11 protein-coding genes are annotated in these 13470 nt (G+C 71.7%); 5 read left to right on the top strand and 6 right to left on the bottom strand.

Annotated elements, in window-relative coordinates:
* Positions 1 to 44 precede the first annotated feature (44 nt).
* Positions 45 to 860 carry an SAM-dependent methyltransferase gene (locus Sru02f_RS25685; RefSeq protein ID WP_109028520.1) on the bottom strand — a complete coding sequence of 272 codons (816 nt, stop codon included), beginning with the start codon at positions 858 to 860 and terminating at the stop codon, positions 45 to 47.
* Positions 861 to 911: 51 nt separating this feature from the next.
* A complete protein-coding gene (locus Sru02f_RS25680) occupies positions 912 to 1775 on the bottom strand; it encodes a helix-turn-helix domain-containing protein (protein WP_003972442.1) in 864 nt (287 codons plus the stop codon).
* 228 nt (positions 1776 to 2003) lie between these two features.
* Here Sru02f_RS25680 and Sru02f_RS25675 point away from each other — a divergent pair, with 228 nt between their 5' ends.
* A complete protein-coding gene (locus Sru02f_RS25675; protein ID WP_109028521.1) occupies positions 2004 to 2429 on the top strand; it encodes a hypothetical protein in 426 nt (141 codons plus the stop codon).
* On the opposite strand, the gene Sru02f_RS25670 is transcribed toward Sru02f_RS25675, so the two are convergent.
* Positions 2411 to 3229, bottom strand: a complete 819-nt coding sequence (locus Sru02f_RS25670) for a helix-turn-helix domain-containing protein (protein WP_109028522.1) — start codon at positions 3227 to 3229, stop codon at positions 2411 to 2413. The genes Sru02f_RS25675 and Sru02f_RS25670 overlap by 19 nt on opposite strands.
* 89 nt (positions 3230 to 3318) lie before the next feature.
* Here Sru02f_RS25670 and Sru02f_RS25665 point away from each other — a divergent pair, with 89 nt between their 5' ends.
* The 3 genes from Sru02f_RS25665 (at position 3319) to Sru02f_RS25650 (ending at position 6340) form a co-directional block, all read left to right on the top strand.
* On the top strand, positions 3319 to 3624 hold the full coding sequence (locus Sru02f_RS25665) for a 4a-hydroxytetrahydrobiopterin dehydratase (protein ID WP_109028523.1): 306 nt from the start codon (positions 3319 to 3321) through the stop codon (positions 3622 to 3624).
* A 4-nt stretch (positions 3625 to 3628) separates the two neighbouring features.
* Entirely contained in the window at positions 3629 to 4408 is a 780-nt protein-coding gene (locus Sru02f_RS25660) for a class I SAM-dependent methyltransferase (RefSeq protein WP_109028524.1), read from the top strand.
* A gap of 96 nt (positions 4409 to 4504) precedes the next feature.
* Entirely contained in the window at positions 4505 to 6340 is a 1836-nt protein-coding gene (locus Sru02f_RS25650) for a rhamnogalacturonan lyase (RefSeq protein ID WP_457853527.1), read from the top strand.
* A gap of 3 nt (positions 6341 to 6343) precedes the next feature.
* Here the strand turns inward: Sru02f_RS25650 and Sru02f_RS25645 are convergent, their stop codons facing one another.
* A complete protein-coding gene (locus Sru02f_RS25645) occupies positions 6344 to 6589 on the bottom strand; it encodes a hypothetical protein (RefSeq protein ID WP_003972436.1) in 246 nt (81 codons plus the stop codon).
* A gap of 273 nt (positions 6590 to 6862) precedes the next feature.
* Between Sru02f_RS25645 and Sru02f_RS25640 the strand changes: the two genes are divergently transcribed.
* Positions 6863 to 7543, top strand: coding sequence for a hypothetical protein (locus Sru02f_RS25640; protein WP_109028526.1), 681 nt, complete (start codon positions 6863 to 6865; stop codon positions 7541 to 7543).
* Here Sru02f_RS25640 and Sru02f_RS25635 read toward each other — a convergent pair.
* A complete protein-coding gene (locus Sru02f_RS25635; protein WP_109028527.1) occupies positions 7536 to 10199 on the bottom strand; it encodes a xyloglucanase in 2664 nt (887 codons plus the stop codon). The genes Sru02f_RS25640 and Sru02f_RS25635 overlap by 8 nt on opposite strands.
* A 219-nt stretch (positions 10200 to 10418) precedes the next feature.
* Positions 10419 to 13340: a glycoside hydrolase family 48 protein gene (locus Sru02f_RS25630; protein WP_109028528.1), complete on the bottom strand. Its 2922-nt coding sequence runs from the start codon at positions 13338 to 13340 to the stop codon at positions 10419 to 10421.
* Positions 13341 to 13470: the final 130 nt, after the last annotated feature.

The raw sequence follows: 13470 nt of genomic DNA, 5'->3' as shown, positions 1-13470 counted from the left end.
CGGGTCGCCGGACGTACGGACCGGGGGCCGGTGCGCGGAGCGGGTCAGAGCTTGCGGGCCACCCCCGCGTACACCGGCACGATGCCCTCCGTCTGGGCCGCCACGTCCTCGGGGTCCGGCCGCCAGCCGGTGACCGGGATGATGCCGGGGCCCAGCAGTTCCAGACCGTCGAAGAAGCGCGCGAACTCGGTGAGGGAACGCGGGTGGAACGGCGTGCCGCCACGGGCGAACAGCTCCGCGGCCTTCCCCACCGCCGCCGGGTTCAGATCGGGCGTGACCTGCGAGAGGACCAGGTGGCTGCCCGGTGCGAGCACGTCCTTGTACCGCTTGAGCAGGCCGTGCACGTCGTCGCCGTCGGCGGCGTCGCCGAGGTAGTGGGTCAGGGCCACCAGCGACAGGGCGACGGGCCGGTCGAAGTCCAGGGACTCGCCCGCCAGCCGCAGGATCCGCTCCGGGTCCCGGACGTCCGCGTGGACGTACTCGGTGGCGCCCTCCGCCGAGCCGTGCAGCAGCGCCTCGGCGTGCCGGAGGACGATCGGGTCGTTGTCGGCGTAGACGACCCGCGACTCGGGGGCCACCGCCTGGGCCACCTGGTGCAGGTTCGGCTCGGTGGGGATGCCGGTGCCTATGTCCAGGAACTGCCGGATCCCGGCCTCGGCGAGGGTACGGACCGCCCGGTGCATGAACCGCCGGTTCGCGCGGGCCCCGCGCACCGCCGTGCCGTCCGCCGCGAGGATCCTGCGGGCCAGCTCCTCGTCCACCGGGTAGTTGTCCTTGCCGCCCAGCCACCAGTCGTAGACGCGGGCCGGGTGCGGCCGGCTGGTGTCGAGGGGCGCGGAGGCGGGCTCGGGTCCGGTCATGCGGTGTCGTCTCCTCAGGTGCCGGGTGGCGGGTGCCGGGGTCGTCGCCGGTCAGAAGTTCTCGCGGTACTCGCGCAGGACCTTCTCGGTGCGCTGGGTCGAGGCGGCGCGCGCCGTCATGTGGTCCAGGACCTCCAGGTGCGCGGAGACCTCGGTGCGGGAGTCCAGGTACAGGGCGCCCGTCAGGTACTCGGTGAAGACCATGTCGGGCAGCTCCGGCTCCGCGAAGCGGAACAGGGTGAACGGCGCGTACGTCCCGGGGTGCGGCCCGTCCTCGAACTCGGCGACCTGGAGCGTCACCCGGTCCCGGGCGGCGAACTCCAGCAGCTTGTCGAGCTGCTCGCGCATCACCCGGCCGTGGATGCTCACCGGTCGGCGCAGCACCGTCTCGTCCATCACCACCCACAGGTGGGGCGGGTCCGGACGGTCGAGGAGCCGCTGCCGCTCCATGCGCAGGGACACGTGCCGCTCCACCGCGTCCGCGCCCGCGTTGCCGATCGTCCCGGCCTCCAGGACCGAGCGCGCGTAGTCCTCGGTCTGCAGCAGCCCGGGGACGAAGTGCGGCTCGTAGGACCGGACGATCCGTGCGGCGCCCTCCAGGCTCACGTACAGGCTGAACCAGTCCGGCAGCACGTCGTGGTAACGCTGCCACCAGCCCGGCTGGTTCGCCTCCTCGGCGAGCGCGACGAACGCCGCGACCTCGTCGGAGGCGACTCCGTACGCCGTCAGCAGTATCTGGACATACGGTATTTTCAGCGAGACCTCGGCCATCTCCATGCGCCGCACGGTCGCCGGGGCCACGCGAAGCACCTTGGCGGCCTCCTCGCGCTTGAGTCCCGCCGTCTCCCGCAGTTCCTGCAGCCGTCTGCCGAGGACCACCTGGCCCACGGTGGGTGCGGCCCGTCGCTCGCTCACGCCACGCCTCCCCAACGCGCCCAAGTCTCGTCGCAGTCTGTCATGTTCCTCTGTCAGTCTCACAGGGGTGTTCGTGGATCATTCTCGGACCGGACGCATTACCCGGCGGGTAATCGACCGTCCCCGTGCGGCGCGGGATCGTGGAGCCACCGGGTTCCGGTCCGGCGCACTCCGGCCCGGGGCCCGGCCCGACCCCAGCGTCTCCGACCCGACGGAGGGTGACACGTCATGTCCACGCACCAGCTTGCCGCACTCGCCCGTACGGCCGAACCGCGGCTGATGCTCCGCCGCTTCCTGGCCCTCGACGCGGCGGTGACCGGCGCCAACGCGCTCGCCTACCTCGTACTGTCCGGCCCGCTCGGCCGCTACCTCGGCGCCGGTTCCGGGCTGCTGCTCGCCCTCGGGGCCTTCCTCGCGGTGTACGCCGGGTGCGTGGGCCTGCTGGCCGCCCGCTCCCGGCCCCCGGCGCTCGCCGTCCGGGGCGTCGTCGAGGCCAACCTCGCCTGGGCGGCCGTCAGCTTCGCAGCCCTCGCCCTGTGGCTCACGCCCACCACGGCCGGGGCGGTGTGGACGGTGCTCCAGGCCCTCGTCGTCGCCGCGTTCGCGCTGCTCCAGCACGCGGCCCTGAGGCAGGATCAGGGCAGCAGCGTCTGAAGGTACTTGACCGTCGCCGGGTCGGCCGGGAGCAGCGTCTCGATGGCCAGCTCGGCGACCGTCACGTCCATCGGGGTGTTGAAGGTGGAGATGGACGAGATGAACGACAGGACGTGTCCCTCGTGCTCGATCTGCATCGGCAGCGCGAAGTACGGCACCGGCTCGTCCGGCTCGGCGCCCGGCGCGCTCTCCGGCACCGGATAGGCGGCCACCTCGTCGTACAGCTCCCGCAGCGGCCGCGAGCGGTGCAGGGCGATCTGCCGCTGCATCTGCTCCAGCAGGTGTCCGCGCCACTCGCGCAGGTTGCGGATGCGCGGCGCCAGGCCGTCCGGGTGCAGCGTCAGCCGGATGGCGTTCAGCGGCGGCGTGAGCAGGTGCTCCGCGACGCCGTCCATCAGCATCGCGATCCCCCGGTTGGCCGCCAGCACCTGGTACGTCGCGTCGACGACCAGCGCCGGATACGGCTCGTAGCCCCGGATCAGCCGCTCCATGCCCGCGCGCAGGGCGCCCAGCGCGGGGTCGTCCAGCGGGGTCTCCGGGTAGTGCGGGGCGTAACCGGCCGCGAGCAGCAGCGCGTTGCGCTCGCGCACCGGGACGTCCAGGTGCTCGGCGAGGCGCAGCACCATCTCCTCGCTCGGCCGGGAACGGCCCGTCTCGACGAAACTGATGTGCCGGGCGGAGGAGTCGGCGCGCAACGCCAGCTCCAGCTGGCTGACCCGCCGCCGCTCCCGCCAGGCACGCAGCATCGGGCCCACGCCCCGGTCGGTGGCGGGGGAAGTGCCGGACACGAGTGCGGTCATACCCGGAACGGTAGTCGACGCCGGGGCGCGCCGGAGCGGCCGCGCTGTGGCAGGCTGAGGCGAACCCGCCCAGGAGAGGAGCGCAGCCCATGCCCGTCGAACCGCTGTCGCCGCAGGAGGTCGAGGAGCGGCTGGCCACCCTGCCCGGCTGGTCCCTCGAGGCCGGCCGCCTCACCCGCTCCTACCGGCTCGGCTCGCACTTCGCGGCGGCCGCGATGGTCGTCCACGTCGCCCAGGTGCAGGAGGAGCTCGACCACCACTCCGACCTGACCCTCGGCTACAACACGGTCGCCCTCGCCGTACACACCCACAGTGCGGGCGGCGCCGTCACCGAGAAGGACGTGGAGCTCGCCCGCAGGGTGGAGGACCTGGCCGCCGGTCACGGGGCACACTGACGGTGTGCTCGACTACGACAAGGAAGCGGAACGCTACGACGACTCCCGCGGCGGCGAGCCCCGGGCCGCGGCGGCCGCGGAGGGCGTGCTGAGTCTGGTGCCGCGGCAGGCCCGCCGGCTGCTCGACGTGGCCTGCGGCACCGGCATCGTCACCCGGCGGATCGTCGCCGGACGGGACGACCTGCGGGTGGTGGGCGTCGACCTCGCCCCCGCCATGGCGCGCCGAGCCGCGGCCCGGCTGCCCGGCGCCGTCGTCCTCGCCGACAGTCGCCGACTCCCCTTCGCCGACGGGGAGTTCGACGCCGTCGCCAGCGTGTGGCTGCTGCACCTCGCAGGCGGCGCCGAGAACGTGCGGGCGATCGTCGCCGAGTGCGCCCGCGTGCTGCGGCCCGGCGGGACCTATGTGACCACGGTGGACAAGGGCGCCTCGCACAACGTGGGCAGCGACATCGACGCCGTGCTCGCCGCCCGGCCGCCCAGCGTCGCGCACGACGCCGCCCACCTGGTCGAGGAATACGCCCGCGACCACGGCCTGGTCCCCGCGGGCACGGCCCGCTTCACCGGCCACGGCCAGGGCCGCAGCCCCCGCCGGACCGTCGCCGACCTGCGGCGCGGCTGGTTCGTCACGCTGCCGCCGGGCGAGCCGCTCGCCGAGGAGTTCGCCGCGCGCCTCGCGGCCCTGCCGGACCAGGACCGGCCCCGGCCCGACCCGGTCTTCACCCTCGCGGCGTTCAGGAAGTCCCCGGCGAAGGGCGGCAACCCGGCCGCCCCGGGCGGCGACTGAGAGGCGGAATCCATCCGCCCCTCAGGAGGTTCGTCCCGTGAGGCACCCCCACACCCGCCCCCACGCCCCCACCCGCACCGCAGACGCCCACTCGCCCTGGCCGCGGCCCTCGCCGCCGCCGGGCTCCTCGCCGCGGGCCTGACCGCGCTGGCCCCCGACACCGCCGAGGCCGCCACGGCACGCCAGGTCGAAGCCCTGGACCGGGGCGTCGTCAGCGTCCACACCGGCGACGGGAACCTGGTCGGCTGGCGCTGGCTGGGCACCGACCCGGACAACGTCGCGTTCAACGTCTACCGGGCCGGCACGAAGGTCAACTCCAGCCCCGTCACCGGCTCCACCACCTACTTCCACTCCGGCGCCCCCTCCCACGCCGACTACACCGTCCGCGCGGTCGTGAACGGCACGGAGCAGGGCGACTCCGTCCACGCGATCCAGTTCCGCGCGGGCTACAAGGACGTACCGATCAGCCCGCCCTCCGGCGGCACCACCCCCGACGGTGTCTCCTACACCTACGAGGCCAACGACGCCTCCGTCGGCGACCTCGACGGCGACGGCGCCCTCGACATCGTCCTCAAGTGGCAGCCGACCAACGCCAAGGACAACTCCCAGTCCGGCTACACCGGCAACACGATCGTCGACGGCATCAAGCTCGACGGCACCCGCCTGTGGCGCGTCGACCTGGGCCGCAACATCCGCTCCGGCGCCCATTACACCCAGTTCCAGGTGTACGACTACGACGGCGACGGCCTGGCCGAGGTCGCCATGAAGACCGCCGACGGCACCACGGACGGCAGCGGCGCGGTCATCGGCAGTTCGTCGGCGGACCACCGCAACTCGAGCGGCTACGTCCTCTCGGGCCCCGAATACCTCACCATGTTCAACGGCCGGACCGGCAGGGCCATGGGCACCGTCGACTACGTGCCGGCCCGCGGCTCGGTCTCCTCCTGGGGCGACTCCTACGGCAACCGCGTCGACCGGTTCCTGGCGGGCACGGCGTACCTGGACGGCTCCCGCCCCTCCGTGATCATGGCGCGCGGCTACTACACGCGCACGGTGATCGCCGCCTGGGACTGGCGGAACGGGCAGTTCACCCGCCGCTGGACCTTCGACACCAACTCCTCCACCAACAGCGGCAAGGGCTACGACGGCCAGGGCAACCACCAGCTCTCCGTCGCGGACGTGGACGGCGACGGCCGGGACGAGATCGTCTACGGCGCGATGGCCGTCGACGACAACGGCTACGCCCTGTGGACCACCCGGAACGGCCACGGCGACGCCATGCACGTCGGCGACCTCGACCCGTCCCGTGCGGGCCTGGAGGAGTTCAAGGTCGACGAGGACGGCTCGAAGCCCTCGTCGTACATGGCGGACGCCCGCACGGGCCAGATCCTCTGGTCCACCGGCGCGAGCGGCGACAACGGCCGCGGCGTCTCCGGGGACATCTGGTCGGGCAGTGCGGGCGCCGAGTCCTGGTCGTCCGCCGAGAGCGGCATCCGCAACCCCAAGGGCACCGTCGTCAGCAGCCGCAAACCCTCCAGCGCCAACTTCCTGTCCTGGTGGGACGGCGACACCGGCCGCGAACTCCTCGACGGCACCCACGTCGACAAGTACGGCACCTCGGGCGACACCCGCCTGCTCACCGGCTCCGGCGTCGCCTCCAACAACGGCACCAAGGCCACCCCGGTCCTGGCCGGCGACATCCTCGGCGACTGGCGCGAGGAGGTCGTCTGGCGCACGTCGAACAACACGGCCCTGCGCATCTACTCCACCCCCTACGACACGGACACCCGCATCACGACCCTTCTCCACGACACCCAGTACCGCACCGCCCTGTCCTGGCAGAACACCGCCTACAACCAGCCGCCGCACCCGAGCTTCTTCCTCGGAAGCGGGATGCCGACGGCCCCGCGGCCGTCGGTCTACACGCCCTGACCCTCATGCGGCCTCGTCCACCGGCGGGGGCTTCCCGCCGGTGACCACCGTCCTGACCCACCTCTGCGTCAGCCGCGTCCGGGAGGCGAGCACCCCGACCGGCACGCCCCGCCGGTACGCGGCGCGCAGAGCGGCGTTGCGCCAGTGTTCTAGTCTTCTCTTCGCGGCCCGGTCCGTGACCGTCCGGTGCAGCAGCACCGCAAGTCCGAGCAGCAGCCGCCCCGCCGGTCCCTCCCAGGTTCGTGCCATGCGGTTCCCCCAGTCCTCGCCACCACTCCCGCCCACTCAACGGTCGAAGAAGGGCGGCAGAGCCACAAGGGCGTGAAACGGGCACATGGGGCACGGGCGCGTGAGGGGGCGCCGTCGGCACGCGCCCTCCCGGACGGTCGCGTCGGCCCGCGACCCTACCGGCCGAAAGGCCCCGCCCGACGATCATGGACACGATTCCATCACATGATCTCCACAGGACGGCCTCCCGGGAGATGATGCACCACGCAACAGCACCATCTCCCGGGGGGAACCATGAGCAACGACTTCACACCACCGCCCATGCCGTCCTACGGGCCGCCACCGGTGCCTCCGCCCCCGCCGCCGAGGAAGAACCGCACGGTGCTCGTCGCCGTGGCCGCCGCGGTGGTGGCCGCGGCCGTGTCGGCGGCCGTCACCGCGGGAGTCGGCGGTGACGACGAGGCGGGACCCGCGCCCACGGTCACCGTCACCGAGACGGCGTCCGTGAACGGGGGCGACACCCCCGCGGCCGAGGAGGAGGCCGCGGAGGAAGCCCCTGCGGCCTCCGAGGACACCGACGACGGTGTCCACGCGCTCGACGAGACGGTCACCTACGAGTCCGACGTCGAGGTCACCCTGTCCGGCTTCGAACGCACGGTGTCGAGCGAGTACGCCATGCCCGAGAAGACCCCCTACGCGCGGTTCACGGTCAAGGTCAAGAACAGCGGCACCAAGACCCTCGACACCACGCTGCTCACCGTCAACTGCTCCTACGGCAAGGACGGCCGGAGCAGCGAGTCCGTCTTCGACTCCGACACAGGTCTCGACGGCACTCCCCAGACCAAGCTCCTCGCCGGCCGGTCGATCAGCGTGCCCTGGGGCTGCGAACTCCCCAAGGGCGAGAAGCTGATCCAGATCGAGGTCGCCCCCGACTTCGACTCGGAGACGGCGATCTTCACCGGTCCCGTCACGTAGCGGCCGGGCACGCGCGTCCGGCGACGGCGAACCCTTCCGGTTCCGCGTTGGTCCCCGACCAGCTCCCGGTGAACCCGAAGCCGACCGAGGCACCGGGGGCCACACCGGCGTTCCAGCCGACGTTCCTGGCAGTCACCGCCGTACCGGACTGGGTGTGCTCGGCGTTCCACATCTGGGTGACCTTCTGGTCGCCGGGGAACGACCAGTCGACGGTCCAACCGTTCCAGGCCGACGTGCCGGTGTTGGTGAGGCGGACGTCCGCCTGGAAGCCGCCCGACCACTGGTTCGTGACCGTGTACGTCACCTCGCAGGCTCCGGTGGGCGTCGGGTCGGGACCCGGATCGGTGCCCCCGCCCGTGTCCGAGGTGTCGCCGTAGATCACGCCGCGTCCGTTGGTCGCCACGTACACCCGGCCGTACACCCGCGGGTCGCCGGTGATGGCGGCGCCGGTCCAGCCCCACTGGTGGGCGTCGTCGTTGACGCGGGTCCAGGTCGCGCCCGCGTCGGTGGAGCGGAAGATGCCGCGCACCCCGCCGATCTCCGCGCTGGTGAACAGGGTCTGGTACGAGGCTCCGGGGGCCGCCTTGCCGAAGCCGACGGTGTCCGCCGCGTCGACGCCCGGCAGCTTGGTGAAGGTCTCGCCGCCGTCCGTGGAGTGCCACAGGCCGTACGGGCCGTCCGCCGCCCCGCCGGCCAGCCAGACGTCGCCCTCCCCACCAGGCAGTGCCTTGAAGCGGACGCTGTCACCGGCGGGCAGCCCGGTCGCGGCCGACGCGGTGAAGGTAGCGCCGCCGTCCGAACTGACGTAGAACTTCCCGGACTTGAAGCCGTAGAAGGTCTTCGGGTTCACCCGGTCGGACTCGACGATCGCGCCCGCCGGGATACCGGTCGACGCCTGCCAGGACGTACCGAAGCCGGTGGTGTACTGCACGCCGGTGCCGTCCGGGCTCCACACGAAGCGGCTGCCGTCCGCGCCCGCCGCGACCGTGCCGCCGCCGCTCACCCCGGACGGGTCGGTGCCGCCGAACCAGTTGGCCCCGTTGTCCGTGGAGAACGCGACGTGCGGGCCGGAGTCGAGGTTGCCCGCCCGGACCACGACGTCCGGCTTCGTCTCCGCGAAGTCCAGGCTCGTCGTCGAGGTGAAGTTCGGCGAGGTGTACATCATCGACGGGACCTCGGTCAGGCTGGTGTGCCGGAAGCCGCCGACGTCGCCCAGCGCGCTGAGCAGTGGGGCACCCGACGGCGGAGAGGCCAGGTCGTTGACGGCCGTCTCCTCCAAGCCCCGCACCATCGGCTCGATGGCGAACGTGCCGCCCGCCTCGTCCCAGTTCGTCAGGTTCTCCGTGCCGTAGATCGTGGCGCCCGTGCCGTACATCATGCGGTCCGAGTCGAACGGGTCGATCTCCAGCGCCTCCGTCATCCAGCCCAGCTTCGGCGTCTGCTCGGGCGGCGTCGGGTTCGCGCCCCAGGTGAGCCACGGGGAGGAGGAGACGTCCATCGTGTAGCGGTTCTCACGGTTCGGGTACGAGGTGTAGCTCCACGCCTGGGACCACGTCGCACCGCTGTCCGTCGAGCGGAAGATCTGCGTGTCCGGCCACCACGAGCTGTACGCGGTCGCCATCACCGTCCCCGGGTGCTGACGGTCGACGGTCAGGCCGCTGAAGCCGTAGTAGGTGTCCGCCTCCGCGGCCGGGCTGATGTCCGTCCAGGTGCCGGTCGCCGTCGCGTACCGGTACAGCCGGCCCTTGCCGCCGTCGTACGGGCCACCCGTGTCGCTGTACGCCAGGTACAGGTAGCCGTTCTCGGCGTCCAGCACGCCCTTGTGGGCCAGGTAGCCCGTCGGCTGCCCGGCGAGCCGCTCCCAGGTCGCGCCCGCGTCGGTCGAGCGGTAGACCGCGTTCTCCTTGTCCGCGACCCCGACGTAGACGGTCCCCGTCGCTGTGCCCGCGCCGCCGCCCGTCGACTCGTCGAAGGTGACCCAGGTGATGCCCTGGTTGTCGGAGGCGTAGCCGGACGTGTCGCTCGGGTCCTGGGCGTAGTTGCCGGGGTTGGGGAAGGCCGTCACCTCGGACCAGGTGACGCCCGCGTCGGTGGACCGCCACAGTCCGTGGCCGCTGGGGGCGCCCAGGTACAGCACGTCGTTGTCGTGCGGGTCGACGGCCAGGCGCTCGCCCATGCCGCGGCCCGGCATGTTGCCGCCCAGCTTGAAGGGCAGGTCCGTCTTCTCCCAGCTCGCGCCCCGGTCGGCGGAGCGCAGCACGGCGCCGTTCGTCGGGTCCCAGTCGTTGGTGTACGTGCCGACCGCCGCGTACACCCGGTCGGGGTCGACCGGGTCGGAGGCGACACTGACCACGCCCGTGTGCCCCCAGTCGTCCCAGCCGACGTGGTCCAGGAGCGGCGTCCAGGTGTGGGACTCCTCCTGCCAGCGGTAGGCGCCGCCGATGTCGGTGCGGGCGTAGGCCAGGTCCTTCTCGGTCCGGTTGAAGACGATGCCGGGGACGAAGCCGCCCCCGTCGACGCGGGCGTTCTTCCACGTGTAGCTGTCGGCGGCGACCGCCGCCTCCGAGGTCTCGGCGGCCAGCGCGCCGGGCGGACTGCCCGCGAGCAGGCCGGCCGCGAGGGCCAGCAGCACGGTGAGGATTCGGGTTCTTCGCACGGTGGGGAACCGTCCTTCCGTCAGGAACAGAACACATGCGAGGACCGGGCGGCCCCAGGCGTGGGCAGGGGCCGCCCGGTCGGTTGGTCCCGTCGTCCGGTGACGAGACCGATTACGCGGAGCCGTCAAGCGCCCCGCAGGGGCGCGGGGAACTGCGCGACCAGCCACACACAGCCCGCAGCCAAAGAACCGCGCACCCCGCGGAGCGCTTCGCGGGGGCTATTCCAGTAGCTCCGCGTACGAACCCATGGCGAGGGCTATGTCCGCCTGGGCCCAGAACCGGTGGTACGTGAACGTGGGCGCGGCACCGCCCTGGAGATAGCTCTCGATCTTCGACCAGGCAGGGTCGTCCTGGTAGAAGGAGCGGATCGAGGCGAAGGTCGACGACGCGTCGATCGTGTCGCCGTTCGGCATGGTGCCGCTCCAGCCGCTCGGGACGTAGATGCCGTCGTCGAAGCGGTTGTAGTCGGCGCGGGTCTCCGGGACGGCGATGCCGAGCGCGTCCTGGTTGTTCTCCCACATGCCGTCGAGCAGCGCCTTGGCGGTCGAGGCCGCCTCGGTGTCGCCCGAGCGGTCGGCGTAGTACGTCAGGGTCTTGGCGTACGCCGCCGCCACACCGACGTCGTTGGTGTAGTCCGCCACCTCGACGTGCAGGCCGCCGTTGTCCCCCGGCGACGAGGCGTTCCAGGTGTCGGGCTGCCCCGACCACTGGAGCGTCGAGGGGATCCGGAAGGTGCCGTCCGGGTTCACGGTCGTCTCCGACAGCGCCCAGTCGACCCACTTGTCCAGGACGGCCTTGGCGTCGGCGTCACCGCTCTGCTGGTAGTACTCGGCGACCCGCTCCATGGACCACGCCTGGAAGCCGAACCACTGGTTGGACGGCGGGTCGTGGTACACCGGCTTCTCGTCGTAGTACATGCCGTAGAAGGTCGGCGTACCGGCCGGCGGCGTCGCGTACCGGCCCGCCCAGCTGTTGGTCGCACCGCCCGCGATGGCACCCTCGTCGGACTGCAGCCAGCGGTAGAACTCCACCTGCCGGTCAAGGGACTTGGCCCAGTCGGACTGGCCCGTCGCCGACTTCGGCTTCAGGTCGGCGTCGGTGCTCAGCGCGTACGCGGCCAGCGGGTTCTGGTAGCCGCCGTGGGTGTGGCTGGAGCCGATGCGCCAGGCCCAGCCCGCCGAGGTGTCGACCGCGCCGCCCCAGGCGTAGTACCAGGACAGCAGGTAGTGCGAGGAGTCCTTGCCGGTGCCGGCCGGGCAGGCCGACGGCCCGACGCAGTTGCCGACCTTCTTGAAGTACTTGTCGAACATGGCGTAGCGCAGGTAGTCGCCCATCTTCGCGGCCTTGTCGAGGGTCGCGGAGATCTCGTCGCTCCTGCCCTGCTCCCCGGCCCAGATGTCCGCCCAGTACGCGGCCTGCACGGCGCGCGCGTCGGCGTCCGGGGCGTTGGTGAACTTCCACTGCTTGGCGTAGGAGGCGTCACCGGTGAACAGGTCCAGGTAGCCGTTCCTGCCGCCGTACTTGAAGGCGTCGCAGGTCGGCTGCGGCACCGTCTCCCACACCGACTCCTGCGCACCGCGCTGGAACGTGTTGATGTAGGAGGGGCCGGTGTCGGAGGGGCCCGCCTCGCACTTGCCGGGCGAGTTGCCGTAGCCGTAGGTGTTGTCGACGTCCTGGAGCCAGTGCATGCCGTAGACGTCGTCCGTGCCGTACGCCGACTTCAGCTCACCGGCGATCGGGTCGGAGCCCACCGACACGGTGCCGTCCAGCGGCGCCGGGTACTCGTTCGGCGTGTCCAGCTCGGGCGCGTAGGTCGCCGGCTTGGAGGCGTTGTAGGAGGAGTTGGTCGGCTGGTCGGCGTGGGTGGGGATCATGTACGTCTCCATGATCTCCCAGGCGTTGTTGAACCTGGTCCAGTCGCCGGTCACCTTGCCGTACATGGCCTGGAGCCACAGCAGGTAGCTGTACGCCTCCGACGTGGTCTCGTGACCGTGGTCGGGCGCCTCGACGATGAGGGTCTCCACCGAGTGGTAGGGGATGCCCTCCGGTGAGAAGTAACCGTTCGCCGGGTCGGTGATCTTGCCGTACAGCTCCAGGAAGCGGGCGTCGTAGTCCTTCGCCGCCGCCAGCTGGGTGACGGTGACCGCCGCCTTGCCGTGGCCGGGGGCCGTCGACTCGAAGACCGCCGAGCCGCTGCCGGAGGCGTCCGCCGAGACGGTCACCCGCTGGGCGGTGTCCCAGTTCGACGGGGTGAAGGTGAGGCTCGCGCCGCCGGTCAGGGTGAGGCCCGTGTTGCCGCTCGCGCGGGAGGTCGTGACGGTCACGTTCGCCGTCGGCTGCTCCGACAGCTTGACCTCGTACGTCCCCGACTCACCCTGCTGCACGCCCAGTTGGCCCGGTGAGGCGACCACGGTCGGTCCCGCGGCCACCGTGACGCCGACCGGGGTCGAGTCCGCGGAGGCGCCCATGCTGTCGTAGGCCTTCGCCACCAGGGAATGACTGCCCACGGTCAAGCCAGAGGCGGAGTACGTGTAGGGCGAGCTGGTGTCGGTGCCCAGCAGGGTGGCGTCGTCGTAGAACTCCACCTTGCTGATCGTGGCGCCGTCGGCGGCGGCCGCCGTGGCCGCCAGTGGCACGGCCTCGCCCCGCGAGTACACAGCGCCCGCCTCGGGGCTGGTCAGCACGGTGATCGGCGGCTGGTGCGCGCCCGCGCAGGAGGTGCCGTTGACCGCGAAGTTCGTCGGCGCCGCGTTGCTGCCGCTGTAGGTGAACTGTCCGCCGGTGGAGACGGCGGCCCCGGCGGCGATCCGCGCGTTGTACGACGCGTTCTTCACGGTGACGTTCGGCCCGGACTGGGACCAGGTTCCGTTCCAGCCGTTCGTGAGGTTCTGGTTGCCCGCGTAGGAGTAGGTCAGCGTCCAGCCGTCGATGGCGTCGGTGCCGTGGTTGGTCAGCGTCAGCTCCGCGGTGAAGCCGGCGCCCCAGTCGTTGGTCTTGTAGTCGACGCTGCACTGGAGTGCGGCCGCCTGGGCCGGAGTTGAACCTGTGCCCAGCATCGTGAGAGGGAGTGCGAGCGCCGCCAGCGCGGCGGTCCACCAGCGCCGCGCGGTGCGGCGTCTGGGTCTGTGTCCTGAGTGCATGGTGCTGGTTCCTCCTTGCGGCTCGGGGAGGGGGTGGGGGGAGGAGCAACAAGCCTTGAACCAGTGGGAGCGCTCCCATAGTGGAGAGGGCACCTGGTGCGGTCAAGATGTGTGAACAGTCGAAAAGATT

Origin of the sequence: Streptomyces rubrogriseus (assembly GCF_027947575.1) — a bacterium.
GTDB classification, from domain to species: Bacteria; Actinomycetota; Actinomycetes; order Streptomycetales; family Streptomycetaceae; genus Streptomyces; species Streptomyces rubrogriseus.
Note: the sequence above shows the minus strand (reverse complement) of the source record. Positions and strands in the feature narration are given on the sequence as shown.

Excerpts from the sequence above, each read along its gene's own strand:
- Sru02f_RS25685 (WP_109028520.1), bottom strand. The coding sequence starts at position 860 with ATGACCGGACCCGAGCCCGCCTCCGCGCCCCTCGACACCAGCCGGCCG.
- Sru02f_RS25675 (WP_109028521.1), top strand. The coding sequence starts at position 2,004 with ATGTCCACGCACCAGCTTGCCGCACTCGCCCGTACGGCCGAACCGCGG.
- Sru02f_RS25670 (WP_109028522.1), bottom strand. The coding sequence starts at position 3,229 with ATGACCGCACTCGTGTCCGGCACTTCCCCCGCCACCGACCGGGGCGTG.
- Sru02f_RS25665 (WP_109028523.1), top strand. The coding sequence starts at position 3,319 with ATGCCCGTCGAACCGCTGTCGCCGCAGGAGGTCGAGGAGCGGCTGGCC.
- Sru02f_RS25645 (WP_003972436.1), bottom strand. The coding sequence starts at position 6,589 with ATGGCACGAACCTGGGAGGGACCGGCGGGGCGGCTGCTGCTCGGACTT.
- Sru02f_RS25640 (WP_109028526.1), top strand. The coding sequence starts at position 6,863 with ATGAGCAACGACTTCACACCACCGCCCATGCCGTCCTACGGGCCGCCA.
- Sru02f_RS25630 (WP_109028528.1), bottom strand. The coding sequence starts at position 13,340 with ATGCACTCAGGACACAGACCCAGACGCCGCACCGCGCGGCGCTGGTGG.